The sequence below is a fragment of the Streptomyces sp. NPDC059696 genome (assembly GCF_042733745.1).
GTDB lineage: Bacteria > Actinomycetota > Actinomycetes > Streptomycetales > Streptomycetaceae > Streptomyces.
Map to the genome: position 1 here is coordinate 1 of NZ_JBHWFG010000057.1, position 26,008 is coordinate 26,008.

A 26,008-nucleotide genomic window follows, 5' to 3' on the forward strand; every position below is an offset into this window, starting at 1 on the left:
GATTTTCTCATATCACCTCCGCACCCGGCGCAGTAATACTAATCCCTCGATGACCAGGACGGCGCCCGCCGCGGCCGGCCAGAGCTGGGCTCCGGTGTCGGCCAGGCCGCCCTGACCGACCGCCTGCGGCTCGGTCCGGGACGGGGCCGACGGGGTCGGCGCGGCACTGGTCGCCGTGCCGACGGCCTGGGAGTCGCCGATGCTGCCGTCCGCGTCGTCGCCCTCGTCCTTCGCACCGCCGCCTTGGCCATCGGCGTCGCCGTCCGCCTGGTCGGTGGCCTTCACCTCGGGCCGGGGGGCGCCGGGAGCGGTGGACGCGTCCCCGGGCTCGGGCTTGTCGGCGGGGGGCTCGGTGGCCTCGCCCTTGCCGTCGCCGCCCTTGTCGCCCTCGCCCTTGTCACCGGGCGTGCCGGCGCCGTCGTCGCCGTCGTCGCCCGTGTCTCCGGGCTTGCCGCCGCCGTCGCCGTTCTGCGGGGCGTCGGGCGTCTTCGTCGGCTGCTCCTGCGGGGCCTCCGGCGACTTGGTCGGCTCCTCCTGCGGGGCCTCCGGCGACTTCGTCGGCTCCTCCTGGGGGGCCTCCGGCGACTTGGTCGGCTGCTCCTCCGGCTCCTCGCCCGGCGCCGGGTTCTGCCCGCCGTCCGCTCCGGCCCCGCACTTACGGCCGTCGTTGATGCAGTCGACCATGTCCCCCATCAGATCCTCGTCGAAGACGTTGATGAAGTCGCCGTGGTCCGTGACCGGCTTGTGCAGCTGCTCCGGGAAGGAGTCGACCGCGAACAGCGGTGTCGTACGGCCGCCGTCCTCAAGGCTCGGCGCGTCGATGTCGTAGACGATGCGCTGGACGAGCTGCGGGATGGGGCGGAAGCCGGACGGGCAGTTCCCGGCGGCGTCCGCGAACGCCACGTGGGTACGGTGGTTGGCGCTGTCGATGTTGCGGCCGTCCCAGCAGCTCTGGAACGTGAAGGTCCGTACGACGTCGCTGCCCTGCGGGCACAGCGGGTACTTGTCCTTCAACTGCCGGTCCTCGAAGCCGGTGCAGCTCCAGGAGGCGTTCGCGTTGGCGGGGCCGTTGACGAACGACTTGGCGTCGCCGGTGATGATGCGCAGCAGCCGCGGCATGGCGGTGACCTTCTCGCGCGGGTTGCCGACGAACGTCAGCGTGACCTGCTTCGGCGTCACGATCTCGCCCGCGTTGCCCTCGATGCCGCCGCCCGGCTTCTGGGCGTCCTGCTCCTGGGCACCGTTCTGCAGGCGCACCACGGGCCAGTAGTAGGACGACTTGTCACCCTGGTCGGCGCAGCTGGTCTCGGCCTTCGCGAGGTCCTGGTCACTGGCGAAGGCGTTGTTGGACTGGTTGCCGACGTAGTCGTGGAAGTGGTGGGCGCCGTTGGTGACACCCGGGGCGACGATGACGTTGTCGGAGTTGAACAGCCCGTTCTCGTTCACACCGCAGCTGGTGGCGAAGGAGCCCCGGGAGGCGTTGCCCTCCGGCCGGGGGGTGTTCACATTGGGCTGGACGCTCTTGATGTCGGCGAAGTCGGCGGCGACGGGGCCGTTGCCCGCCTGCCCGCCGTTGGCGCCCTGGCCCTGGCCGTTCTGCTCACCCTGGTCCGCCTGCCCCTGGCCGGGCTGCTGGCCGGCTCCGGCGTCCTGGCCTGCACCCTGCGCGGGGGCCTGGTTGCCGTCCTGGACGGTGCAGGCGGCGAGGGCCTCCAGGCCTTCGGGGCGGTCACCGACGCGGTCGATGGCGATCGCGATGCGCTCGAGGGTCGCGGCCCGCTTCTCCTTCAGCGGATTGACGACCGCGCTGTCGGCGAAGCCGGGATCCTGCTGCGTCTGCTGCGCCGATTCGCTCAGCCGCTGGTAGGCCTGGGCGATCTGCTCGTCCAGCAGGGCGAGTTCCTTGTCGACCTCCTCCCGGGCCTGCTCGGGGACCGAGGTCAGCTTGCTGCCGACATCGGGGCAGTCGATCGTGGCGCCCCCGGTCCGGGCCCCCGCGCCGGACCGTGTCCGGGCGGAGTCGGCGCCCGAATCACCGCCCGTGGCCGAGGCGTAGACGTTCGCGGCCATCAGCCCGCCTCCGCCGAGGATCAGTGCGAATGCGGCGAAGGTCGCGCGTCGTGGGCCTGTAGGGCGTCTTCGCGTGTTGCGTCCCAAGGGTGCTCTCCTGCGCTTGTGGCGTACCGGGCATGAAAATCCCCTCGCCCCATACGTACGGGAGCACCCGCGTGTTCACTCCCTCCGAAAATTTTCGGAGAACTCTCATGAAGGCCGCACGGCCGGGGCCCCGCCGGACGGGCTCTCCGGCGGGGCCGAGCCGGTCAGCGGAAGTTCACGTCGCTGCACAGGAAGTAGGTCTGGTCCATGTGCGAGGCCTGCCAGATCGTGTAGACGACGTGCCGGCCGCTCAGCCCCGAAGTGCTCACGGGGATCTCGTAGTTCTGGCTCGGCGCGTACCTGCCGGTGCGCTTGACGAGCTGGAGGTCGTTCCAGGTCAGCGGCCGGCTGGTGGGGTCGAAGCCCTGCCGGGTGACGTACACCAGGAAGTAGTCGGCGCCGTGACTGGCCTGGTCGTACAGCTTCACCGTGAAGTTCCCGGTGATGTCCGTCGTCTTCCAGGCGCCGACCGCGTCGAGGGAGTTGTACCGGCCGCCCTCGGTCCGGCCGCCGCTGCACAGCCGGCCGTCGGGGACGACGGCCGGGAAGTTGCCGGCGGAACCGTTGCGGTACAGGCCGTTCCAGTTCCACATGGCATGGGCGTCGGCCCGCCACGCCTGCCAGCACATGGGATCCTGCTGGGCCATGGCGGGATTGAGGTGGTCGTTGCCCCAGCGCTGCCAGCAGCCGTAGTTGCGGGAGGCCGGGTCGACGACCGAGCCGTGGGCCACGGCGGTGCCGCTCCACGGGACGAGGCTGAGCAGTACGGCGACCAGCGCGCTCAGGGCGAGCGTCGGACGGGACCCGGGCCGCGTTGCCCGGGCGTGACCATGACAATCCATGATCTCCTCTTTCCGGTGTGGGGGTTGACCGAGTGCGGGCTCGCGATCGCGCACGCCTCGGGCGTGCTTTCGGTCATGTTGCAGAGTGGGAGCGCTCCCACTTCACAGCAGACTGCTCCCGCCGGCACGGCTCGGCAACGCGGGTTTGCGCCACTTCCGCGGCGGTCAGAGCCGGTCGAGGTCCTTCGTGGAGCGCCCGAGGAAGGTGGCCTCACCCGGCTCGGGGACATCGATCTCGTGGAAGCCCAGACGGTCGTAGAAGGCCCTGGCCCGGGTGTTGGCCTTGGACATCGCCAGGTGGACGGCGGGGACTCCCCCGTCCTGCAGCGCCTGCAGGAAGGTCCGCATCAGGCGCCGCCCGTACCCGCGGCCCTGCCATGCGGGCAGCAGGTCGATGTGCAGATGGGCGGGGTGGCCGGTCAGTTCCGGCAGGACCATCCGTTCGGGGTGGTGCAGCATCGCCGCCAGCGCCTCGTCCGGAGTCTGCGGGGGGCCGGACGGTTCCGGGTGGCGGTCGGCCACCAGGGGCAGCCACCTGGTCCGGAAGGCGTCGGCGAAGCGCGGCGTGTCGGCCGTTCCGACGATGTAGCCGACCGCCTCCCCCCGCCCGTCGTCCAGCACGAAGGCCAGCTCCGGCTCCAGATGGACGTACGGCGCCGCGAACGTCGCCGGGAAGAGGGCCGGATCCTCGTAGTGGGGGCGGCTGTCCTCGCCGTGGTGGGCGGTACGGACACAGATGTCGTCCAGGGCCGGGCGGTCCCCGGAACGGTAAGGACGGACGGCGGGTGAGGTGGTCATGGCGGCATCGTGCCCGTGGGAGCGCTTTCTCAACGTGTCGTGCGGCTCGGTCTTGCAGGTGTGCGGCTTAAGGGCCCGGCCCGGGGTTACCCGTCTCACATGGTGAAGCTGCATATCCCGGGACGAAAAGAACACGCCGAGCCGGAAGCCCCGCCTCCGGGGAGCCCGCCCCCGGGGTCCGGGACGGACCGCCGAGGCACAGTGGAGGCCGACCGCCGGGAAACGGTGGAGGCGGACCGTCAGGGCGCCTCCGGGGCCGGGCCCGGGGAGGCCGCCGCCGAGGAGCGCCCGGACACGGCCGGAGCCGGCCGCGGCGGAGGCGAGGGAGCGGAGCACCGGGAGGCCGTCGATGCGGAGCGCCGGGACGGTTCCGCCGAAGAGCGCCGGGAAGACGCCGCCGCCGCGTTCGACGAACCGGGGCCGGATCCCTCGGTGGAGCGCGCGGCGCCGGACTCGCCGACCGAGCTGCCCCGGAAGTCGTGGGGCGCGGTCCTCAAGGGCAGTGTGCGGGAGTTCAAGGACGACGAGCTCACCGACCGCGCCGCCGCGCTGACCTACTACGGCGTGCTGGCGCTGTTCCCCGCGCTGCTGGTGCTGGTGTCCATGCTGGGGCTCACCGGCCGGTCGACCACCGACAAGGTGACCGAGAACGTCCGTGAGCTGGTGCCCGGCTCGGCGGGCGACATCATCACCCGGGCCGTGGACCAGTTGCAGGGCAATGCCGGTGTCGGGTCGCTGATGGCGATCGTCGGTCTCGTGCTGGCGGTGTGGTCGGCGTCCGGCTACGTGGGGGCTTTCATCCGCTCCGCCAACGCCGTGTACGACATGCCCGAGGGCCGGCCGGTGTGGAAGCTGCTGCCGATGCGGGTGGGCGTGACGGTCGTGCTGCTGGTGATGGCCGTCGTCAGCGCGCTGATCGTGGTGTTCTCGGGCAAGCTGGCGCAGCAGGCCGGAGACGCCCTGGGCATCGGCGACACCGCGCTGACGGTGTGGTCGATCGCCAAGTGGCCCGTGCTGGTCCTGCTCGTCGTGAGCATGATCGCGATCCTGTACTGGGCGGCGCCGAACGCCAAGGTGAAGGGGTTCCGCTGGGTCACCCCGGGCAGCTTCCTGGCCCTGCTGATCTGGATGGTGGCGTCAGCCGGCTTCGCGGTCTACGTGGCCAACTTCGCCTCGTACAACAAGACCTACGGCACGATGGCCGGTGTCATCGTCTTCCTGGTCTGGCTGTGGATCACCAATCTGGCGATCCTGCTGGGCCTGGAGTTCGACGCGGAGACCGTGCGCCAGCGGGCCATCGCCGGCGGGCATCCGCCGGAGGCCGAGCCGTACACCCAGCCGCGTGACACCCGGGCGTGGGACGAGCAGGACCGGCGTCGGCTGGAGGAGACCTGAGCCTGCGGCGGTTCAGGCCGTCAGTCCGGCGGCGACCGTCGCGCCCAGCTCCCAGCACCGTTCGAGGTCGCCCTTGTCCGGCTCGCCGGTCACAGTGACGGCCTCGGCGGCGCGGCGCCAGCCGAGGCCCGTGGTGACCGTCTCGATGCCGCGCACCGCTCCGGTGACGTCGTTGCCGCCGTGCACCCAGTAGCCGAAGGGGCGGCCCCGGGTGGCGTCCAGGCAGGGGTAGTAGACCTGGTCGAAGAAGTGCTTGAGGGCGCCGGACATGTAGCCGAGGTTCGCGGGGGTGCCGAGGAGGAAGCCGTCGGCCGCGAGGACGTCGGAGGCGGTGGCGGACAGTGCGGGCACGCGGACGACCCGGACGTTCTCGATCTCGGGGTCCGTCGCCCCGGAGACGACGGCTTCGAACAGCGCCTGGCAGTTCGGCGAGGGCGTGTGATGGACGATCAGCAAGGTGGCCACGGCACCCGACCTTGCCGTCCGGTCACCCGTCACGCAAGCCCGGGCCCCGTCACCGCGCGGTGACGGGGCCCGGGTGCCGCTGTCGGTCAGCGGTTCGAGCGACGGCGGATCAGCGGCTTCCGCGGCGGCGGATCAGCAGGACGGCCACCAGGACGGCGCCCGCACCGGCGAGCAGCGCCGCGCGGTGGTCGCGCACCGACTGCGGGGCCTTGTCCTGCCAGACCTGCTCCGCCTGTGCGGCCTTCTCCTTGGCGCCCTGAGCAGCAAAGGCGCCCTTCTGCTTCACCGGCTCGGGCAGCTTCTCCTCCACGGTGTGGGCGACCTGCGCGGCCTTGGCCCTGGCCTGCCCGCTCCACTCCTGAGCCTTCGCACCTGCCTGTTCCCTGACCGCGACGGCCTTCTCCCGGGCGCGGGTCTTGATGTCGGCCCGGTCCGCCAAGGCCTGGACGGTGTCGCCCAGTTCGTGGCGGGTGTGCTCGACCTGCTCGCGCAGCTCCTCCTGGCTGCGGGCGGTCGGCTCGTCGTGCGGGGGCTGGGTCATCGCTGTGCACTCTCCTTGATCTCGGCCACATCGGCCTTCACGCTGTCGATGGTCTGCTGCGGGGCGGGCGGAGTGGCGCCGCGTATCTCCTTGCGGCCGGCCAGCGCCGTCAGGCCGGTGGCGAGGGCCAGCACGCCCGTGACGATCAGCGCCGCCGCCCACACCGGCAGCGGGACGGCCAGGGCGGCGATCGCCGTGGCCACCAGGGCCTGCAGGGTGACGAAGCCGAGCACGCCGGCCCCGCCGAACAGGCCGCCGCCCTTGCCGAAGCGTTTGCCCTTCTCGGTCATCTCCGCCTGGGCGAGGCGCATCTCGCCGCGCACCAGGTCGGTCAGTTGCTCGGTGGCCCGTTGCACCAGCTCGCCCACCGGTTCGTCACCGGCCGCCGGCGCGCTTCCCGGGCGAGAAGCGGCGGGGGCCGTGCGGTGCGTTTCCTCCATGGCGATCACCTCCCGGTCCGTAGTTCCGGGCCGGGTACCAGCAAAACCGGAAAAGACACCTGGTCGGGCGAGTTGGGATGACGACGAGTGAGCGGCGCGAGATCTGGTACCCGTGCGTCGCTCACACACGAGAAAGGGAGGTTTCGCCTTGTCGCAGGTAGAGGAATCCATCGAGGTCCGCGTGCCGGTGCACACCGCGTACAACCAGTGGACGCAGTTCGAGTCCTTCCCTGAGTTCATGGACGGCGTCGAGCGCATCGAGCAGCGCACCGACACCCTCACGCACTGGGTGACGAAGGTCGGCGGACAGGCGCGGGAGTTCGACGCGGAGATCACCGAGCAGGTCCCGGACGAGCGGGTCGCCTGGACCACCGTGGGCGGCGAGGCGCGGCAGGCCGGTGTGGTGACGTTCCACCGCATCAAGGACGACACCACCAAGGTCATGCTGCAGATGGACTTCGACCCCAGCGGCGTGGCCGAGACGGTCGGCGACAAGCTGGGCTTCGTGCAGCGGCAGGTCTCCGGTGACCTGAAGCGGTTCAAGCAGTTCATGGAGGCCCGCGGGACGGAGACCGGCGCCTGGCGCGGCGAGGTCTGACCGGGTGTGAGGAGGCCGCCACCACTGCTCGTGGTGGCGGCCTCCTTCGTGTTCCGCGCTACGACGTGTTCCGCGCTACGACGCGACCGGGGCGGCGATCCCGCTCCTAAACAGGTGCCGGGCCTGGTGGATCAGCTCGTCGAGGCGCACGGCGAGTCGCGCCGCGGCGTCGTAGAGGGCGTGGACGGCCCTGAGCCGTTCGAGGCGGGGTGCCAGGGCCGACAGGGCGATGGCCAGGGCGACTCCGGCCCAGGCCACGGGCCCGAGCGGGGTGCAGCCGAAGAAGTGACTGACGCCCGGGGTCTGGACGAGGGCCGCGAGGAAGGCGGCCGAGCCGAGGGCCGTCACCCACACCAGGGTGCTGTGGCGCCGCCGGGAGAGGGTCTGCACGAGCTGGGCCCCGACCACACCGCACAGGGCCATGGTGGTGGACCGGCGTTCGGTGCCCGGGGTGAGGCGGCCGATGAGGTACGCCGTGACCGCGCCGAGGCAGGTGGTGATGCCGCGGCGGCGGATGGAGCGCAGCAGGGGCGCGCCGAGGACGTCGAGGCCCATCGGGCCGGTCGCCGCGTGCTCCGCGGTGGAGGGGTCGTTGCTCGGCGTGACCGCCACGGCCATGGCCGGGAACATGTCGGTGAGCAGGTTGACCAGCAGCAGTTGCCGGGTCGACAGGGGTGAGGCGCCGGCGAGCAGGGTGCCGAGGACGCTGAAGCCGACCTCACCGGCGTTGCCGCCGATGAGGATGCTCACCGCGTCGGCGACGCTGCGCCACAGGGCCCGGCCCTCGGCGACGGCGTCCACGAGGACGGACAGGTCGCCGGTGGTGAGCACGAGGTCGGCGGCGTTGCGGGCGGCCGCGGAGCCGCGTGACTCGACGCCGACCCCGACGTCGGCCGCGCGGATGGCGGCGGCGTCGTTGGCGCCGTCACCGGCCATCGCCACGACCCGCCCGGCCTGTTGCAGGGCCTCGACGACGTGCAGCTTCTGCTCGGGGGCGACCCGCGCGACGACGCCCGCGCCGCGCAGGACCCGGACGCGTTCGCGGCGTTCCATGGCGACGAGCTCGTCGCCGGTCACCGCCTCGGTCTCCTCCGGCCAGCCCAGCTGGAGCGCGATGGCGCGGGCGGTCTCCGGGTGGTCGCCGGTGAGCATGACGGGCAGGATGCCGGAGCGGCGCAGTTCCGCGAGCAGGGCGTGCGAGGTGTCGCGCGGGACGTCGGCGAGGGCGACGAAACCGCTGAACTCCAGGTCGGCGAGCGGCCGGTCGAGTTCGGCCTCGGCGTCGTCGGCCCGGCAGGCGCGGCGGGCGACGGCGAGGACGCGCAGTCCCTGCCCGGCCAGTTCGTGGGCGGTGTCGGAGGCGTGTCCGGGCAGGTCGCGGCAGGCGGGCAGGATCGTCTCGGGGGCGCCCTTGACGACGAGGAGTTCACCCATGTCCGGGTCGCCGTCGCGGCCGACGGCGGCGGCGTAGCCGCGGCGGGTCTCGAAGGGCAGCTCGCCGGTGGGCGCCCAGCCCGGGTCGGGCGGGGCGACGTCGAGGACGGCCTCGTCGGTGGCGTGCGCGACACGGCGTCCCTGTCCCGTCTCCTCCTGCGGGCAGGCACGCGCGGCGAGCCGCACGATCGGCGCGGCCCGTTCGTCGTCCGTGGCGAGGACGGTGCCGTCGGCGGTGGCGACGCGGACCAGGCGCAGTCTGTTCTCGGTGAGGGTGCCGGTCTTGTCGAAGCAGACGGTGTCGACCCGGCCGAGGGCCTCCAGGGTGCGCGGGGTGCGGACCAGGACGCCGCGGCGGGACAGCCGGCGGGCCGCCGCCATCTGGGCGACGGTCGCGACGAGCGGCAGCCCCTCGGGGACGGCGGCGACGGCGACCGCGACACCGCCGCTGACGGCTCGCCGGACGGGGCTTCCGCGCAGCAGGGACAGGCCGGTCACGGCGGCACCGCCGGTGAAGGTCACCGGCAGGGCCTTGCGGGTGAGTTCCTGGAGCCGGGCCTGGACCCCGGCGGGGGGCGGGGTGCGGGCGGCGAGGGTGACGGCCCGGCCCGCCTCGGTCTGGTCGCCGGTGTCCACCACGAGGGCGGTGGCCCGTCCGGCCGCGACGGTGGTGCCCTCGAAGACCATGCAGGTGCGCTGCGCCACGGGGAGCCCGGGCGTGGCCTCCACGGCCTTGGTCACCGGCAGGGACTCGCCGGTGAGCGCCGACTCGTCGACCTCCAGGCCGTCGACCTCCAGCAGCCGGGCGTCGGCGGGGACGACGTCGCCCGCGCTGAGGCTGATCTCGTCGCCGGGCCGCAACCGGGCGGCGTCGACGGTGACCGTGTGCTTGCGGCTGTCATGCCTGCGGGCCTTGGGCTGCTGCCGGGCGGCGAGCCGGGCCAGGGCCTGTTCGGCGCGCAGCCGCTGGAGTCCGCCGGTCACGGCGTTGAGGTCCATGGCGCCGACGACGAGCAGGGCGTCGACGACCGAGCCGAGCAGCGCCGAGGCGACGGCTCCCGTGGCGAGGACGGGGGTCAGCGGGTCGTCGAGTTCGCGGCGTACGGCACCGGCGGCCTGCCACGTCCAGCGGGCGGGGGCGACGGCCGGGTGACGGGACACGCGCCGGGCCTGCTGCCGCGAGCGGTCGGCGAGGAGGGAGAGGCCCCGGGGCTCGCCGTCCTGGTCGGTGCGCGCCAGCCGGTCGCGGGCCTCGTGGGGTTCCAGCGCGTGCCAGGGGATGTGCAGCCGGGGCGGGGGCGGGGTGGCCCGGGCGACGCGGACGGCTTCGTACCAGCCGGTGAGCAGGGCGCCCGCGGCGACGATGTTGACGGGGGCGTGCCGGCTGAGCGGCCACAGCAGGTGACGGCCCGGGGGTTGCCCGCCGCGGGCGACGAGGAGCCCGGAGAGGGCGGCTCCGGCGCGGGCCAGGGTCTGCGACCGGCGTCCGACGCGCCGGGCCGCGGGGATCGCCGTGAGCAGCCGCCACACATCGGCGAGGCCGCGCGGTGCCAGGACGTCGACGCCCCAGGAGACGGCCGCGCGCCCGTCGGTGAGGGCGATGGCCACGTCGCCGGCGGGCAGCCCGGCCGCGAGGTGCCCCCCGCCGGACTCGTCCAGGCGGGCGACGGTCACGACGACGCGCCCCTCGTCCTGGAGGGCCCGTACGACGTCTCCGAAAGGCTGGGCGCTCGGGGCGACCTCGTCGGCGAGGCGGGTGATGTCCTTCAGGTCGGAGCCGCCCGCGATGACGACGTGCAGCCCGGCGCGGCGGGCTGCGTCCAGCACGGCCTCGGCGAAGGGGTGGACCGGGTCGTCGGGCAGTCGGCCGTCGGTGTCGTCCTGCCGCAGGCTGCGCAGGGCGTCGGCGTGCAGGACGAGGGCGTCGGCGATCTCCAGCTGCCGCAGGCGCTCTCCGTTGCGCAGGAGGATTCCGTCGTGGGCGAGGAAGGTGCCGAGGGTCGCGCCGAAGGCGGCCGGTCCGTAGCGGGCCGCCTTCGGGGATCCGGCGAGGACGGCTTCGGCGGCGTCCCGGGCGCTGTGGGTGACGAGGAGGGTGGCGGCGGCGCCGACGACGCTGCCCGTGCTGGCGTGGGCGGCGTACGCGGCGGCCGGGGTCACCTTGAGGGGCGGCCGGGAGCTCGCGGGGCTGGACACGCTGGTGCGCCGGTGGTGGCAGACGTCGTCGTGCAACGCCTCGAAGGCCGCGGCCCTGGCCACCGCCTCCGTGAGCTGGTTGCCGCGCAGGATGCCGTCGAGGACGAGGGCCAGCGGGGTCTGGCCGATGCCGTGGGCGGCGGCGTTGGCGGCGGCGAGGACGAGTTCCATGCCGGACGTGCCGAACCGCTGCCGGAGCAGCGCCCGGAAGCGGGGGTTCTCGCGCAGCAGCGTGACGGTGGCGGTGACGACGCGCGAGGTGGGAGGCAGCCGCAGGGACCGACCGGCCAGGGCACCGGCCGCGCCGGCGGCGTCGAACAGGATCCCCGCCGCGCTGACACGCACCTCGGCGGGGTCGCCGGGATGACTGGTGTCGCGGATGTTCGGGTCGACGCCCTCGACGAGGCCCAGGCGAATGGCGAGGGCGGTGGCCCGCTCGGTGACGCGGTCGGTGACGGCCTCCTCCGCCACGGTGACCACCAGGCGGCCGAGGCCTCCGTCCCAGTACGCCGTGAGGACGTCCGGATGCTCGAGCAGTTCCTCGGCGACCCGGCGGGCGAGCCTCTCGGTGTCGCCGTCGGGGTGCCGCAGAGCGAGGTGGAGGCGCTGCCCGGCCTTCCAGTGCTGCCCGCCGGTCAGGGCGTTGCGGGCGACGTTGCGGACACGGCGGGTGGTGTCGCAGGCGGACGCCACCGACCGGGCGGTGCTGCGGGCGGCGCCGGCGGCGGCCCCGGCCACGGCCCCGACCAGCGGGGTGACGTCGAAGGCGGTGAGCATCTGCGGCCGCCCCGGTTCAGCCGGCGGAGCGGCTGTCGTGCCCGTGCGGCTGTTCCTCGCCGTGGTGGGCGGTGGCCTCGGCGACCTGCTTCAGGGCGGAGGCGGTGGCGGTGTCACCGACCTTGGCGGGCTGCTCGTGCACGTGCTGTTCGGGCCGCTCCTGCCGGTAGTGGGAGGCTGCCAGTCTGCCGCCGGGGCCGTACGCGGAGGTGTCCTCGTCCTGCGGGGCGGCGTCGCCGGATCGGCGCTCGCCCGGTGTGCCGGTGCGTGTTCCGCCGTTCGGTGACGTGCCGTCGGACTGCTGTCCGGGCCGTGGCCGGGTCAGCCAGGCGACGGCGGCGCCGGTCACCGCCACGGGCCACTCCACCACTCCGGCCACGCCGAGCACCCCGGCGCCGGCGTAGACGGCCATCCGGCGGCCGCGCGGCGAGACCGCGCCGATCCGGTCCAGCGCGTCCGTGGTCACCCGGCCGACCCGCTCCGCGCCCGGCAGGTGCCGCAGTCCCGAGGCCACGGCCCGCAACGGCTGCGGAAGATCGGACGAACGTGATGTCTCCTGGTTCATGGTGACCTCCACAAGCGCGTTGCCCAGCGGTGCGAACCGGTTTTCCCGTCTTTCGCCCTATATTCCGTCTTTCATCATGTATGCGCTTTTCTTGCTCGGCCGCACTGCCGGGCCGCGCCCGAGGACCGTCCCGGTGTCCGGCGGTGCGTGGAAGCCGTCCGTGTCGGGCCGGGAGCGCCGGGTACTCAGTGCAGGCACACGAGGCCGTCTCGGGTCCGGACCCCGCACGGGAGCGGAGCGTCCGGTGCGGCGAAGGAGTGGTCATGACGCAGAACGGTGATGACGCGACGCTCGTCCGGCGACCGGGGATCCCCGACCTCCGGACCGCACCGGACGGTGCCGAGCCCGCGCCACCACAGGATCCACAGGCGGACCAGCCGCTGCAGGAGCTCCCGCAGGACCGCAACCAGGCGCTGCTGGAGGCGGCCAAACAGGTCGGCGCCCTGCTGAAGCGCAAGGGGCACCTGTTCGCGCTGGCCGGCAGCGTGGCGGCGTACGCCCACGGCGGTGAGAAGAACCTCCAGCACGACGTCGATTTCGCGATCCGTCCCGAGGACGCGGAAGCGGTGGCGGCCACGCTGCACGAGGCCGGACTGACGGTCTACACCCCGCCGGAGGACTGGCTGATCAAAGCCACGTGTTTCGGCCAGCAGGTCGACCTCATCTTCGAGCTGGCGCACCGGCCCGTCGGCGCGGACATGCTGGAGCGGGCGGAGGAGCTCCCGGTCGACTCGGTGCGCATGCCCGTGCTGGCCCCGACCGATCTGCTGTGGAGTCTGACCGCCGCGTTCTCGGAGCACCACTGCGACTTCGGGGCGGCCCTGCCCATCGCACGCGCCCTGCGGGAGAAGGTCGACTGGGAGAGGGTCCGGCGCGAGTGCGGGGACGAGCCCATGCCGGCGGCCTTCTTCTTCCTGCTGGAGCGTCTGAACGTCATCTGAAGGAGCACCCATGAGCACCCACGGTCCCCAGGACGCGGGCGGCGGGCCGCCGGCCGAGAACCTGGACTACCGCATCGCCCACGTCCAGGACCGCCTCGCCTCGGGCGAGCTCGGCGAACTGGGCGTACGGGTCGAGGCCCGGGGCGGGTCGGTCCTGCTCACCGGCACCGTGCCCTCGGCGCCCTGCCGCGACGAGATCCTGCGCACCGTCCACGAGGAGCTCACCGGTTTCCCCGTACACAGCGACCTCGTGGTCACCGAGGCGTCCTCCCCCGACCATGCGGAGGAACTCTCATGATCCGCATCGCAGCCGTCGGAGACATCCACATGGGGCCCGACAGCCAGGGCGTGCTGCGCCCCGCCTTCGAGACCCTGCCCGAGTGCGCCGACCTCCTGCTGCTGGCCGGGGACCTCACCCGGCACGGCACGCCCGAGGAGATGCGGGTGGTGGCCCGGGAAGTTCAGGACCTGGCCGTTCCGGTCGTCGCCGTCCTCGGCAACCACGACCACCACGACGACCGGCCGGACGAGGTCACGGCGATCCTCCGGGACGCCGGCGTCCACGTCCTGGAGGGGCAGGCGACGGTCGTGGAGAGCGGCGGGGCGCGGATCGGAGTCGCCGGGACGAAGGGGTTCGGCGGCGGCTTCGTCGGCCGCTGCGCCGGGGAGTTCGGCGAGCCGGTCATGAAGGAGTTCGTCCGGTACTCCCGGCGGAGCGCCGACGGGCTGCGCGGCGCGCTGGAGCGACTGACCGAGGAGGGCTGTGACGCGCGGATCGCCCTGACCCACTACTCCCCCGTCGCGGACACCCTCGCGGGCGAGCCGCTGGAGATCTACCCGTTCCTGGGCAGCTACCTGCTGGCCGAGGCGATCGACACGGCCGGCGCCGACCTCGCGGTGCACGGGCACGCGCACGCCGGTACCGAACACGGCATGACGAGCGGCGGTGTGCGGGTGCGCAACGTCGCCCAGCCGGTCATCGGACGGGCCTTCCACGTCTACCACCTGCCGGTCCGGGAGCCCGCCGCGAGCGGCTCCGTCGCCCAACAGGCCCACTGAGCGGGCCCGTTCCCCGCTTCCCCCCTTTCCGCCGCCCGGGGTAGCCCGCGGCCGGTCTCAGTTCCCCAAGCCGCGGCCACCGAGCCGCACCCGGACCCCCGGTGGGTTGAACCCCCCCCACGGCGTGCCCGGTGAAGGGAATTTTTGAGCTTAGCATGCGAACTCCGCGCTCCGCACGTCGATGTCCCCACGCGTCCGCCCGGGGCGCACGTGCCCCGTACGAGAGGACATCAGATGGCGCTGACGGGCCGTCACAGGACAGTCACCGAGCATGCCTTCTCCCCGCACGACGCCGTACTGCGCAGGGCGGCACCCCGCCTCGCCCGCCGGCGCTTCCTGACCGTCGCGGCGGCCGCCACGATGCTCGCGTTCACCACCAACCGGCCCGCCCGCGGCGTCACCGCCGCTCCCGAGCTCGACGCGGCCCGGATCACCGACAACCCCTTCACCCTCGGCGTGGCCTCCGGGGACCCGCTGCCGGACTCGGTGCTCCTGTGGACCCGGCTCGCGCCCCAGCCGTTCACGGAGGGCGGCGGTCTCGGCCAGGAGCGGGTCGAGGTCTCCTGGGAAGTGGCCCTGGACGAGTGGTTCGTCATCGTCGAGCACGAGGGCACGGCCACCGCCCACCCCGAGTACGCCCACAGCGTGCACGTCGACGTCAAGGGCCTGCGGCCGGACAGCGAGTACTACTACCGGTTCCGGGTGGGCACCTGGATCAGCCCCGTCGGCCGCACCCGCACCGCCCCGGCCCCGGGCTCCGACACCGACACCCTGCGGCTGGCCGCCGTCGCCTGCCAGGCCTACCAGGACGGTTACTACACCGCCCACCGGCATCTGGCGCAGGAAGACGTCGACGTGGTCTTCTTCCTCGGCGACTACCTGTACGAGTACGCCGTGGACTCCGCCGGCGGGGCCCGCCGCTACACCGACCGCAAACTGCCCGACGTGTTCAACCACGAGGCGACCACGCTCGCGGACTACCGGCTGCGCTACGCGCTGTACAAGAGCGACCCGGATCTGCAGGCCGCGCACGCCCAGCACCCGTTCGTCCTCACCTGGGACGATCACGAGACGGAGAACAACTACGCGGGCGCGTACGACGAGAAGGGCAGCCCCCCGGAGGAGTTCCTGCTGCGTCGGGCCGCCGCGTACCGGGCCTACTGGGAGAACCAGCCGCTGCGCGCCGAGCAGTTGCCCAACGGGCCCGACGCCCGGCTGTACCGCCGGCTGGCCTGGGGTTCACTCGCCCAGTTCGACATCCTCGACACCCGCCAGTACCGCTCCGACCAGGCCTTCAACGACCGGCCGCACGCGCCGGGCCCCGAGTCGGACGATCCGGCCCGCACCCTCACCGGCACCGATCAGGAACGCTGGCTGCTGGACGGCTGGCAGCAGTCGAACGCGCTATGGCACGTGCTGCCCCAGCAGGTGTGCTTCTCCCAGCGCAAGTTCGACCTGACCGAACCCGCCCGGGTCTCCATGGACGCCTGGGACGGCTACCGGGCCTCCCGCGACCGCGTCATGGCCGGCGCCAAGGCGGCGGGCGTCGACAACTGGATGGTGCTCACCGGGGACGTCCACGTGGGCTACGCCTTCGACATCAAGGAGAACTTCGACGACCCGGCGTCCAAGACGGTCGGCACGGAGTTCACCTGCACCTCGGTCGCCAGCGGCGGGAACGGCACCGAGAAGCCGGCCGACTGGGACACGTACATGAAGGCCAACCCGCACATGAAGCACTTCGACGGCCGGCGCGGTTACGTCCGCGTGGAACTGGGCCGCGACAACGCCCAGGTCGACTTCCGGACCGTCCCGGCCATCACCACGCCCGGGGCCGGCATCTCGACGACCGCGTCCTTCGTCACCGAAGTGGGAGCGCAGGGCCTGCAGTCCGCCTGAGCCCCCCTCGCCCCCCGTCCTCCGGCCCCGTACTGCACATGGCGCCCTTCCCGGCACCTGGGCGCGAACCGCGGCGGCCCGGGGCATCACCGCGGGCCGGAGCGGCTAGGCCTTGCCCGAGCTCCACATGATCACCCCTGCCCGAGACCCCGCTCGAAGGAGACAATCGTATGGTCCACAGACATGCCGTGACCGGGCGCCGGGTGGCGCTGACCGCGCTCGGCGCGCTCGTCGCCACCGGGATCCCCGCCGCCGTGGCGGCCGAACCGACCCCCGCGGCGGGCCCGCTGCCCTCGGCCGCCCAGACCCTCGGCGCCGACCGGCCGTCGGCCCCGATGCTGCGCGCCCTGGAGCGCGACCTCGGGCTGACCCCGGCGCAGGCGTCGCGACGGCTGGTCAACGAGGCGGAGGCGGGCACCCGGGCGGGACGGCTGCGCAACGCCCTGGGCGAGCGCTTCGCCGGGGCCTGGCTGCGCGGCTCGACGTCGCAGGAGCTCATGGTGGCGACCACGGACGCCGCGGACGTGCCCGCCATCGAGGCGCAGGGCGCGAAGGCGGCCGTCGTGCAGAAGACGCTGGGCGACCTCAGGGCCGCCAAGCAGAAGCTGGACGCGGCCGCCGCCCGGGTCGGCACCGGCAAGACGCCCCTGTGGTACGTCGACATCCCGGCCAACCGCGTCGTGGTGGAGGCCGCGAGCAAGAAGGCGGCCGCGGCGTTCGTCAAGGCCGCCGGCCTCGACGCCAAGGGCGTCGGCGTACGGATCAGGGCGGACCGGCCGCGGCTCATGGAGGACGTCGTCGGCGGAGACGCCTACTACATCGACGGCACCGCCCGCTGCTCCGTCGGCTTCTCCGTCACCAAGGGCGAGCAGGAGGGCTTCGCCTCGGCCGGTCACTGCGGCAAGGCGGGCGCGAAGACGACCGGCCACAACCAGGCCGACCAGGGCACGTTCCAGGCCTCCGTGTTCCCCGGCAAGGACATGTCGTGGGTGGCCGTCGTCGACCCCTGGAAGGCCACGCCGAACGTGAGGGGCGAGGGCGGGCAGACGGTCGAGATCGCCGGGTCGGTCCAGGCCCTGGTCGGGGCGGCGATCTGCCGCTCGGGCTCCACCACGGGGTGGCACTGCGGCACGGTCGAGCAGCACGACACGAGCGTCAGCTACGCCGAGGGCAGGGTGGACGGGCTGACCCGGACGACGGTGTGCGCCGAACCGGGTGACTCCGGCGGGCCGTACGTCTCGGGCGCGCAGGCGCAGGGGGTGACGTCCGGCGGCTCCGGCGACTGCACGTCCGGCGGCACCACCTTCTACCAGCCGATCAACGCGCTGCTCAGCGAGTTCGGCCTCACCCTGACGACGGCCGAGGCGGAGACCCCGGAGCCGCAGGGCAACGCCGCCCAGACGTGGGCCGCAGGCCGGGTCTACGAGGCCGGGGCCATGGTCACGCACGCGGGTGTGCGCTACCAGTGCCTGCAGAGCCACCAGGCCCAGGGCCCGTGGGCGCCCGCCGGCACCCCGGCCCTGTGGCAGCGGGTGTGACGAGCGGTCAGGGCTGTCCGGCGCCGGCGCGGCACACGCCGTCGGCGCCGAGCCCGTCCGGCCGGTCCTCGGCGAGCAGCGCGTACGCGGTGGCGACGAACGGGTCGTGGGCGCGGAAGCGGCGGGTGCAGACGGCGACCAGCGCCGTGCCGGTGTCGGGCCGGAAGCCCAGGAACGCCTGCTGGCCCAGCGTCGCGCCACTGTGGAAGTACATCGGCCCGCCGTCGGTGGGGTGACGGAACCAGGCGACGGTGTGCACGTGGCGGTGCGTCAGGCCCCGCCGGAGCACGGGGCGGCGTACCGCACGCAGGGGCCCGGCCAGTTCCGCCGGCGCGGCATCGGGGCGCAGCTGGGCCTCCACGAAGGTGAGCAGGTCGTCCGGGGTGGCCCGGACGGCACCCGCCGCCTGGAAGCCCCCGGCGTCGAAGGCCGGTACGGGCGCCGCCCCGTCCTTGCCGTGCCCGGAGGCGTCGAACCCGGTGTCGTCCGCGCGCAGGGTCGTGGCCCGTAGGCCGAGCGGGCGCAGCACCAGGTCCGTGAGCAGGTCCTCCCACGGGGTGCAGGTCGCGGCGGCCAGCGCGTGGCCCAGGACGGCGACGCCGTAGTTGGAGTAGCACCAGCGGGTGCCGGGGCGGCGACGTGGCCGGTGGCGCAGATAGGCGTCGACGACGCGGTCGGCGGGGAAGCGGGCGTAGGGGTTGGTGTGCCAGGCGGGCAGGGCCCGTCGGAGGAATCCGGGGGGCAGGGCGGGGAGCCCGGAGGTGTGGGTGATGAGGTGGGCGAGCGTCACCGGGTCCCGGCCGGCGGTCCGCCCGCCGTCCAGCAGGGTGCCGGCCGGTTCCTCTCCGGTCAGTTCACCGGCGTGGATCAGCCGGGCCAGGAGCAGTCCGGTGAAGGTCTTGGTGGCCGAGCCGATCTCGTAGCGCAGGTCCTCGCGCGGCACCGGCGGGGGCGGGCCGGTGCCGCCGCTGAGGACGGTGCGGTGGCCGTCGCGGGAGAGGGCGAAGACGACGTCGGGCGCGTCGGACGCGGCGACCGCGTCCGCGAGTTCCCCGGCCGGCTCCCGCTCGCCCCGCCCGGTCTCCGGGAGGAGCGCACGCACGTCCGTCGCCCGGGCGGTCGGCACCACACCCGGCTCCTCGCCGTCGAGCGGGTCGAGCTGGTCGAGCGGGTCGAGCGCGCCCGGCCAGGGCCGCGGTCGGCGACGGGTCGTCATGACGCCTGTACGAGACCGGACAGGGCCCGGGACGTCGCCAGGACCGAGGCGAAGGCGGCCACCAGGGTCGGGTGGTAGACGATGTCGAACACCTCGTCGGGCGTTCCCTCGGGCATCGTGCGGATGGCGGGCATCGCACCGTCGGGCCGCTGCGCGCCCGCGAAGGCCTGCCAGGCCCGTTCGTCCAGCGTGGGGCGGGGCAGGCAGGCGTCGACCACGAGGAGTTCGCCGAGCAGGTCCCAGCGCTCCAGGTCCAGCCAGTCGTCGATCCAGACCGGCAGCCAGGTGGCGAGGTAGTCGGCGATGTCCGGGGGCAGGCCGTCCGGGTTCTCACCCCAGTCGGTGAGGTGGAAGACGGTGTGCGTGACGTCGTAGGCGATGTGGCCCTCGACGGTCCAGGGTTCGGGTGTGCGGGCCAGCCAGGTCGCGCCGATCAGGTCGGCTTCGGGCGGCCGGGGGGTGAGGCCGTAGCGGCGCTGGAAGGCGGACAGGCCCAGCCGCCGGGTCGGGGTGGTCTCGAAGGCGATCCAGCTGTCGAGCCGGTGGTTCAGTTCGGCGGCCCGCTCCACGTCCGGGCGGCTGTAGCCCAGTTCCCGGAAGGGGAGGTAGACCTCGAAGGGGATGGGTGAGATCGGCTCGGTGCGCTGGCCGCGGACCAGCATGGCACCGCCGTCGAGGGTCTCGCGCCAGGCGTGGTCCAGCAGTTGGCGGGCGAGCTGGGCCTGGCGGGATCCGGCCACTCCCTCACGGAACAGCACCTTGCAGATCAGGGCCAGTTCGCCGACGGGCTTGAAGCGTTCGAGGAAGCCGACCTCGGGGTTCACGTCGGGTTCCAGGCGGAATCCGTCCCGGTGGGCCCACAGCCACTCGATGGCGCCCACTCCGACGGTGTGGATCAGACGGGTGTCGGTCATACCGGTGCTCCTTGTCCGGCCGTGAGTGCCGCCGCGAAGGCCGCCATGAGGGTGGAGTGGTAGTGCTGCGCGAAGTACCGGTCGGGGTCGTCCGCCTCACCCTCCTCGGGGAGCGCGCCGGACGCGTCCCGTGCGGCCGCGATCCGCTCCCAGGCGCCGTCGGGGACGGCGTCGTCCGGCAGGCCGGGCACGCTCGCGGCCACGGCGAGCAGTTCGCAGCTCAGGTCCCACATGCGCGCGTCCAGGCAGGTGTCGAGCCAGGGCGGCAGCCAGTCGGCGAGGTAGGCGGTCAGGTCGGCGGGGAACGTCCCGGGGGCTCGCCCCCAGTCGGTGAGGTGGAAGACCACGTGGGTGAGGGCGTATCCGGCGGACCGCTCGAAGGTCCAGGGTTCCGGCAGGCCCCCGAGCCAGGTGCGGCGCAGGGCCTGTTCGCCGGGCTCGCGGGGGGCGACGCCGCCGCGTTCCTCCGCTGCGAGGACGCCCAGGCGCCGGGTGGGTTCCTGCTCGGTGAGCCGCCAGCCGCGGGTGCGGGCCACCGTGGCGGTGGCCGCTTCGTAGGCGGGATGCCGGAATCCGGCCGCGGCCAGGCCCGCGTAGACCTCCAGCGGGTAGGTGGCGAAGGGTTCCAGCCGTTGCAGCAGGAGGAACAGCTCGCCGTCGCGCGTCTGCCGCCAGGCGAACGCCAGCAGGTCGCGGGCGCAGGTGTGCAGGGGGTCGCCGGGGGGTGTGTGCCGGGTGACGGTCGCGCAGACCTGGGCCAGTTCGCCGAGCGGCTTCCAGCTGCCGTCGACCCGGCCGTCGGCGGCCAGCGCGTCCTCGCCGAGGGCGAAGTCCGCGCGGTGGGCGGACGCCCAGGCCAGCGCGGACCGGGCGACCTGCCGGATGTCGGTGTCCTGGGCCGTCGTCACACCGGCGCTCCGGCGCGCAGGTGGCGTGCCGCGCACACCTGGAGTTCGACGAGCGGGTCGTGGCCGCCCATCAGCTCCACGAAGTCCAGGCCCCTTTCGAGTCCGAGGGTGCCGGGTACGCCGTGCAGCAGGGTCAGCCAGCGGCCGGCGCCGGCGGCCTGCCGCCAGTCCCGGCGGCGCACCGCGCGTACGAAGCCGCGGGCGACGTCCACGGGGCGGGCTTGCGCCACCCGGGCCACGGCGCTGTCCTCACCGGGCAGGGCCAGGGGGGCCAGCACCGCGAGTTGGTGGGTCAGGTTCTGCCAGCTCGCGCCGTCGAGCCAGTCGGTGCCGGGTTCGGCGGCGGCGGTGACTCCCGCTGCGGACGGGGGGTCGAGCCGGCGCAGGGTGCGCGCCATGGCCCAGTGACTCCACCGCACGGTGGGCGCGGCGTCGGCGCGCGGCGGGTAGGACTCCACCGACTTGCGGAACACGGCCAGTTCGTCGGGGTCGGGCGGGGTCCGCAGCAGGACGGCCGGCAGCAGCGCGTCGGCTCCCAGCACGCGGACGGCCGCGAGTGCGAGGCCTCCCTCCTCCAGGTCGACCGGCCCCGTGACGGCCGCTCGCGCGTGGTCTCCGCCCCGGAGGGCGGAGACCACACTGGAGGCGAGGTCCTGCACCGCGCCCTTCAAGAGGGTCGAAGTGCCAGACTGCTCCATTGACTGCTCCCGTCGATCACTAGCCCTTCTTCGGGCGCGGGGTCGGCGGCGACAGCAGCAGCTTGGTCGCCCCGGAGGACAGAGCCAGTGCTGCGCACTGACGGCTGTCGCGGTAGACGCCGTCGAGTTCGTTCGGGTCGAGTGCCGCCTCGATGTCGACACTCGGCACGCCGGTCAGTTCCTCGATGACCTTTTCCTTGGAAGGCATAGCACCATCTCCTTGAGCTGAGCGAGTACCTTCACCTTTCGGATCACCGGAATCGGACAAAGCATGCCAACTTTCTCAGAATTCACTTAAATAACTTCTTCAACATCTCACCCACGAGGGATCGCCTCGCGCGCCACGACCCGCAGCGTGCGCACCGACGCGTCGGCCGCGTCCGGGATCAGGACGCCGTGCTCGGCACCGCTGCGCAGGTAGTCCACCACCGCGTCGGTGACGACCTCACCGGGGGCCACGACGGGGACGCCCGGCGGGTACGGACTGATCGTCTCCGCGGCGATGCGCCCCGCGGCCCGCTCGGCGGGCACGTGTTCGACCGGGGCGAAGAACGCCTGGCGCGGCAGCATGGCCTGCTCCAGCTCCAGCACCGAGGGCTCGGGCAGCCGGACCGGCGGGCGCCGTTCGACGGAGTCCGCGTGCTCCACGAGGGCGCGCAGCGCGTCGAGCAGGACCTCCTCGGTCTCGTCGTCGTCCGCGTGGGTGATCGAGGCGCTGACCCGGCAGCTGTCCGACCCGCCGAGGTCCACGTGGCGGTGCTCGCGCAGCCATTCCACCGCCTGCATACCGCTCAGGCCGAGCTTGCGGACGTCGATCACGATCTTGAGCGGGTCGAGGTCGGCGGCGAACCCCTCCTCCACGATCTCCCGGCCCATCGGCCGCAGACCGGGCAGTTCGGCGACCGCCGCCCGGACGCGTTCCGCGCGGCGGAGGGCCGCGTCCAGGAGCTCGTAGCCCTGCTCCGCCATCTGGCGGCGCCAGCCGTCGAGCGTGGCGTAGACGAGGGACGAGGCGCTGGTCGTGCCGAGCAGATCCTCGCGCTGCGCCAGGACCTCGGGCGAGACCCGGTCGTACTGGAGGTGGAAGACGGAGCTCTGCTCCACCGCCCCGCCCATCTTGTGCACGCTGGTCACCGTCAGGTCCGCCTCCGCGTCCATGCCCCAGGCGGGCAGCTCCGGGTGGAACGGCAGATGGGCGCCCCAGGCCTCGTCGACGATGACGGGCACGCCGAACTCGTGGCACACCCGCGCCACTCCCCTGATGTCCGCGCAGGAACCCCAGTCGGTGGGCGTGATCAGCAGCATGCCCTTGGCGTCGGGGTGCTCCCGCAGGCGACGGCGGACGTCGTCCGGCTCGGGCGGGTGGGCCAGGTGACGACCGGCGTCGAACTTCGGGTGCACCCAGATCGGTTCGACACCGTTGACGATGACGGCCGCGATGACGGACTTGTGGGCGTTGCGCGACAGCAGCAGCTTCTCGCCCGGCCCGGCGACGGCGAGCATGGCCGTCTTCACGGACAGGGAGCTGCCGCAGGTGGAGAAGAAAGCGTGCTCGGCGCGGACCGCGTCGGCCATGAGCTCCTGGGCGCGGCTCAGCACGCCCTGGGACTGGCGGCGGTCGTCGAGCCCGTTGAGCGAGAGCACGTCGGAACGGAACACGTCGAGGCCGACGACGTCGGCGACCCTCGGGTCCACTCCCCTGCCCTGCTTGTGGCCGGGCGGGCCGTAGGCGATGTCGCCACGGCGCCGGAAGTCCTCCAGCGCCTCCAGGACGGGCACGCGTGAGTGGTCCATGGTTCCTCCCGGGTCCGGCCCGCCCGAGCCGCCGCCGCGGCGTCCACGCTGTCGTGGCCCGGCGGGTACACCGACCGTGTTCACCCCGGGCCCCGGCGAAACGCCGCGGGCGACCCGGTGCGGTGCCGTCCCGCCGCCGGGGTGTGCGCGGCGCGGAGGTGTCGCGCGGCCGGCCGGCGACCGGGTGGGGCGATGCCGCGGCGGGCGGCCGACGACCGGGTGCGGCGATGCCGCGGCGCGCGGCCGGTGCGCGGCGCGAGGTGTCGCGGCGGGCGGTGGTGAAACCCGGGCCCTCAGGACGCACACCGAGTGTGACGACGAGGAGCCCCCGTGACCGCAGCGCCCGACGCCGTGCACCAGGCCGTACGCGAGGAGGTGACGGACCGGGCCGACGCGCTGTGGGACGTGGCCCGTCGCCTGCACGCCGACCCCGAACACGCCTTCGCCGAGCACCGGGCGGCCGCGCTGCTCTCCGGTGAGCTCGAACGCGCCGGTTTCGCCGTGGAGCGCGGCGTGGCGGGGATGCCGACGGCGTTCACCGCGCGCTCGGGGCGGGGCCGGCCCGCCGTAGCGCTGCTGATGGAGTACGACGCCCTGCCCGGCCTCGGCCACGCGTGCGGCCACAACCTGATCGCGGCGGCCGGGCTGGGTGCCGCGCTGGCCGTGGCGGCCGCCCTGCCGGAGGAGGAGCCCCCGGGGTCGGTGCTGGCGGTCGGCACGCCCGCCGAGGAGGGCGGCGGCGGCAAGGCCGTCGAAGTGGAGGCCGGGGTGTTCGACGACGTCGACGCGGCGCTGATGTTCCACCCCGGGGTGTACAGCTGGTCCCGGGCGCCGCTGACCGCACAGGTGCAGTACCGGGTCGCCTTCCACGGCAGGGCCGCGCACCCCACCGGCAACCCGACCGAGGGCGTCGACGCGCTGGCCGGGCTCGTGGAGCTGTTCAACGTGCTGGCGGTGCTGGGCCGCCGGCTGCCGGAGGGCTCGCACGTGCAGGGCATCGTCACGCACGGCGGTACGGCCACGAACATCCTCCCGGACTACGCCGAAGGCCTGTTCGGCCTGCGCGCTGCGACCACGGCCGCTCTGGAGGACCTGACGGAGCGGCTGCGGGTGTGCGCCGACGGGGTGGCCGCGGCCACCGGCACCACCGCCGAGGTGGAGCGGGCCACCGTGCGCTACGAGCACTTCCGGGACAGCGAGGTGCTGTCCGAGCGCTTCGCCGCGCATCTGGCCCGGGCCGGGATCCCGCTCACCGCGCCCACGCCCGGCGTGTACCTGGGGTCGTCCGACATCGGCAACGTCAGCACACGGGTCCCCGCCATCCACCCCTTCGTCGCGATCATGGGCGAGGACGGCTCCGACCACACCCCCGAGTTCGCCGCGGCGGCCGCCTCGCCCCGGGCCCGCGAGGTGCTGGTCGCCGCCACCGAGGCCCTCGCGTGCACCGCCGCCGACGTCCTGCTGTCCGGGGCCCTGCGCGAGGAGGCGTGGGCGCGGCACCGGGTGGGGTGAGTGGTTCGGCTCCGGCTGGGGAACCCGGCGAGCGCTGTACCCATCCGACCCCCTGGAGAGGGCCATGAGTCTGTTGCGTGTGCTCGGCCGCCCCTTGCTGGCCTCGATGTTCCTCACGGGCGGTATGAACTCCGTCCGCCACCCGGAGCAGGTCGCCGACGCCGCCGAGCCTGTCGTCCAACCGGTCACCGAGCGCGTCCCGGCGCTGCCCGACCGCACCGAGCAGGTCGTACGGCTCAGCGGTGCCGTGCAGGTCGCGGCGGGGCTGATGCTGGCCACCGGGCGGGTGCCGCGTCCGGCCGCCCTGGCGATCGCCGCCACGCTGGTGCCGACCACGCTGGCCGGGCACCGCTTCTGGGAGGCGCAGGACCCCGAGGAGCGGGCGCAGCAGCGCATCCACTTCTTCAAGAACATGTCCATGCTCGGCGGGCTGCTGATCGCCGCCGACGACACCGGTGCGCGCCCCTCGGTGGTGTGGCGCGGCACCCACGCCGCCCGGGGTCTGCGGCGCGACGCGGGGCTGGTGCGCCGCTCCGTGCGCGCCACCGCGCGGCCTGCCGCCGCGGCCGGGCGCGTCCGGGCCAAGCTCTCCGCCTGAGCCCGCGGCGCCCGCCGCGGCGCGGCACGGCACGTTAACCCCCCGGGGCCCGGGGGACCCGAGCGCTGGAGGTGAAGGAGATGGGACACGGAGGAAACGTCATCGACGAGCTGGTGACCGATCACCGCGAGGTCGAGGAGCTGTTCGGCAAGATCGAGGCACTGCCGTCCGGCCACCGGGACCGCAAGCTGTACGCGGACCAGGTCACGATGGAACTCGTACGGCACTCGGTGGCGGAGGAGGCCTACCTCTACCCGGCCGTGCGCGAGCACGTCGCGGGTGGGGACGCCCTCGCCGACCAGGAACTGAAGGACCACGCGACGGCCGAGCAGATCATGAAGGATCTGGAGGGCTGCGACCCCGGGGACGCCGACTTCGACCGGCTGGCGGGCATGCTGATGAGCGAGATCCGGGCGCACATCGCCGACGAGGAGGGCAACCTCTTCCCGCGGCTGCGGCAGGCCTGTCCGATGGACACGCTCAACGAGCTGGGCGACAAGGTGCGCAAGGCCAAGAAGACCGCCCCGACCCGGCCCCATCCGGCGGCCCCCGACAAGCCCCCGGCCAACAAGCTGCTGGCACCGGGCACCGGCATGGTGGACCGGCTGCGTGACGCGCTGAGCGGACGGGGCAAGTCCGAGTAACGCAGGTCACCCCGTGGGAGCGGGGCGCCGGGGCCGGGGGGGGCGGGGCCCCCCGCCCAGTGGGGGTGTTGGAACCAAA

General features: G+C 73.6%; 24 protein-coding genes. 10 read left to right on the forward strand and 14 right to left on the reverse strand.

Annotated features, from left to right (window positions below; translation table 11 throughout):
* Positions 1-12 precede the first annotated feature (12 nt).
* From ACFV20_RS35290 to ACFV20_RS35300, 3 genes are all read right to left on the reverse strand, one after another.
* Positions 13-2,070: a DUF1996 domain-containing protein gene (locus ACFV20_RS35290; protein ID WP_385664873.1), complete on the reverse strand. Its 2,058-nt coding sequence runs from the start codon at positions 2,068-2,070 to the stop codon at positions 13-15.
* A gap of 251 nt (positions 2,071-2,321) precedes the next feature.
* On the reverse strand, positions 2,322-2,999 hold the full coding sequence (locus ACFV20_RS35295) for a lytic polysaccharide monooxygenase (RefSeq protein WP_385664876.1): 678 nt from the start codon (positions 2,997-2,999) through the stop codon (positions 2,322-2,324).
* A 165-nt stretch (positions 3,000-3,164) separates the two neighbouring features.
* Entirely contained in the window at positions 3,165-3,797 is a 633-nt protein-coding gene (locus ACFV20_RS35300) for a GNAT family N-acetyltransferase (protein WP_385664879.1), read from the reverse strand.
* 432 nt (positions 3,798-4,229) lie between these two features.
* Between ACFV20_RS35300 and ACFV20_RS35305 the strand changes: the two genes are divergently transcribed.
* Entirely contained in the window at positions 4,230-5,192 is a 963-nt protein-coding gene (locus ACFV20_RS35305) for a YihY/virulence factor BrkB family protein (protein WP_385664942.1), read from the forward strand.
* 12 nt (positions 5,193-5,204) lie between these two features.
* Here ACFV20_RS35305 and ACFV20_RS35310 read toward each other — a convergent pair whose 3' ends face one another.
* From ACFV20_RS35310 to ACFV20_RS35320, 3 genes are all read right to left on the reverse strand, one after another.
* Positions 5,205-5,657 (reverse strand): flavodoxin family protein, encoded by a 453-nt coding sequence (locus ACFV20_RS35310; protein WP_385664882.1) that lies wholly within the window; start codon positions 5,655-5,657, stop codon positions 5,205-5,207.
* A 109-nt stretch (positions 5,658-5,766) separates the two neighbouring features.
* Entirely contained in the window at positions 5,767-6,198 is a 432-nt protein-coding gene (locus ACFV20_RS35315; protein WP_385664884.1) for a DUF3618 domain-containing protein, read from the reverse strand.
* Positions 6,195-6,638, reverse strand: a complete 444-nt coding sequence (locus ACFV20_RS35320; RefSeq protein ID WP_385664887.1) for a phage holin family protein — start codon at positions 6,636-6,638, stop codon at positions 6,195-6,197. The genes ACFV20_RS35315 and ACFV20_RS35320 overlap by 4 nt, the downstream gene beginning before the upstream one ends.
* 148 nt (positions 6,639-6,786) lie before the next feature.
* On the opposite strand from ACFV20_RS35320, the gene ACFV20_RS35325 reads away from it, so the two are divergent.
* A complete protein-coding gene (locus ACFV20_RS35325; RefSeq protein WP_385664890.1) occupies positions 6,787-7,236 on the forward strand; it encodes an SRPBCC family protein in 450 nt (149 codons plus the stop codon).
* 75 nt (positions 7,237-7,311) lie between these two features.
* On the opposite strand, the gene ACFV20_RS35330 is transcribed toward ACFV20_RS35325, so the two are convergent.
* Together ACFV20_RS35330 and ACFV20_RS35335 are read right to left on the reverse strand one after the other, a co-directional pair.
* Complete coding sequence (locus tag ACFV20_RS35330; protein WP_385664893.1) at positions 7,312-11,643, reverse strand: cation-translocating P-type ATPase; 4,332 nt, start codon at positions 11,641-11,643, stop codon at positions 7,312-7,314.
* A gap of 16 nt (positions 11,644-11,659) precedes the next feature.
* Complete coding sequence (locus ACFV20_RS35335; RefSeq protein ID WP_385664896.1) at positions 11,660-12,208, reverse strand: hypothetical protein; 549 nt, start codon at positions 12,206-12,208, stop codon at positions 11,660-11,662.
* A gap of 263 nt (positions 12,209-12,471) precedes the next feature.
* On the opposite strand from ACFV20_RS35335, the gene ACFV20_RS35340 reads away from it, so the two are divergent.
* The 5 genes from ACFV20_RS35340 (at position 12,472) to ACFV20_RS35360 (ending at position 17,645) form a co-directional block, all read left to right on the forward strand.
* Positions 12,472-13,149 carry a nucleotidyltransferase family protein gene (locus tag ACFV20_RS35340; RefSeq protein WP_385664899.1) on the forward strand — a complete coding sequence of 226 codons (678 nt, stop codon included), beginning with the start codon at positions 12,472-12,474 and terminating at the stop codon, positions 13,147-13,149.
* A gap of 10 nt (positions 13,150-13,159) precedes the next feature.
* A complete protein-coding gene (locus tag ACFV20_RS35345; RefSeq protein WP_385664902.1) occupies positions 13,160-13,447 on the forward strand; it encodes a BON domain-containing protein in 288 nt (95 codons plus the stop codon).
* Positions 13,444-14,208 carry a metallophosphoesterase gene (locus ACFV20_RS35350; protein WP_385664905.1) on the forward strand — a complete coding sequence of 255 codons (765 nt, stop codon included), beginning with the start codon at positions 13,444-13,446 and terminating at the stop codon, positions 14,206-14,208. The genes ACFV20_RS35345 and ACFV20_RS35350 overlap by 4 nt, the downstream gene beginning before the upstream one ends.
* Positions 14,209-14,442: 234 nt before the next feature.
* Positions 14,443-16,107, forward strand: coding sequence for an alkaline phosphatase D family protein (locus ACFV20_RS35355; RefSeq protein WP_385664908.1), 1,665 nt, complete (start codon positions 14,443-14,445; stop codon positions 16,105-16,107).
* Between the two features lie 170 nt (positions 16,108-16,277).
* The gene (locus ACFV20_RS35360; RefSeq protein WP_385664911.1) at positions 16,278-17,645 is read left to right on the forward strand and encodes an alpha-lytic protease prodomain-containing protein; all 1,368 of its coding nucleotides are present in this window, start codon (positions 16,278-16,280) and stop codon (positions 17,643-17,645) included.
* 7 nt (positions 17,646-17,652) lie between these two features.
* Here the strand turns inward: ACFV20_RS35360 and ACFV20_RS35365 are convergent, their stop codons facing one another.
* The 6 genes from ACFV20_RS35365 to ACFV20_RS35390 form a co-directional block, all read right to left on the reverse strand.
* The gene (locus tag ACFV20_RS35365; protein ID WP_385664914.1) at positions 17,653-18,861 is read right to left on the reverse strand and encodes a serine hydrolase domain-containing protein; all 1,209 of its coding nucleotides are present in this window, start codon (positions 18,859-18,861) and stop codon (positions 17,653-17,655) included.
* Positions 18,858-19,775: a DUF6895 family protein gene (locus ACFV20_RS35370; RefSeq protein ID WP_385664917.1), complete on the reverse strand. Its 918-nt coding sequence runs from the start codon at positions 19,773-19,775 to the stop codon at positions 18,858-18,860. Before ACFV20_RS35370 ends, ACFV20_RS35365 begins: the two co-directional genes overlap by 4 nt.
* A complete protein-coding gene (locus ACFV20_RS35375) occupies positions 19,772-20,683 on the reverse strand; it encodes a DUF6895 family protein (protein ID WP_385664920.1) in 912 nt (303 codons plus the stop codon). Before ACFV20_RS35375 ends, ACFV20_RS35370 begins: the two co-directional genes overlap by 4 nt.
* Positions 20,680-21,381: a hypothetical protein gene (locus tag ACFV20_RS35380; protein ID WP_385664923.1), complete on the reverse strand. Its 702-nt coding sequence runs from the start codon at positions 21,379-21,381 to the stop codon at positions 20,680-20,682. The genes ACFV20_RS35375 and ACFV20_RS35380 overlap by 4 nt, the downstream gene beginning before the upstream one ends.
* 19 nt (positions 21,382-21,400) lie before the next feature.
* Complete coding sequence (locus ACFV20_RS35385; protein WP_385664927.1) at positions 21,401-21,589, reverse strand: hypothetical protein; 189 nt, start codon at positions 21,587-21,589, stop codon at positions 21,401-21,403.
* 107 nt (positions 21,590-21,696) lie between these two features.
* Positions 21,697-23,175, reverse strand: a complete 1,479-nt coding sequence (locus tag ACFV20_RS35390; RefSeq protein ID WP_385664930.1) for an aminotransferase class I/II-fold pyridoxal phosphate-dependent enzyme — start codon at positions 23,173-23,175, stop codon at positions 21,697-21,699.
* 330 nt (positions 23,176-23,505) lie between these two features.
* Here ACFV20_RS35390 and ACFV20_RS35395 point away from each other — a divergent pair, with 330 nt between their 5' ends.
* From ACFV20_RS35395 to ACFV20_RS35405, 3 genes are all read left to right on the forward strand, one after another.
* Positions 23,506-24,687 (forward strand): amidohydrolase, encoded by a 1,182-nt coding sequence (locus tag ACFV20_RS35395; RefSeq protein ID WP_385664933.1) that lies wholly within the window; start codon positions 23,506-23,508, stop codon positions 24,685-24,687.
* 64 nt (positions 24,688-24,751) lie between these two features.
* Positions 24,752-25,285: a DoxX family protein gene (locus tag ACFV20_RS35400; RefSeq protein WP_385664936.1), complete on the forward strand. Its 534-nt coding sequence runs from the start codon at positions 24,752-24,754 to the stop codon at positions 25,283-25,285.
* Between the two features lie 80 nt (positions 25,286-25,365).
* A complete protein-coding gene (locus ACFV20_RS35405) occupies positions 25,366-25,929 on the forward strand; it encodes a hemerythrin domain-containing protein (protein ID WP_385664939.1) in 564 nt (187 codons plus the stop codon).
* Positions 25,930-26,008 lie beyond the last annotated feature (79 nt).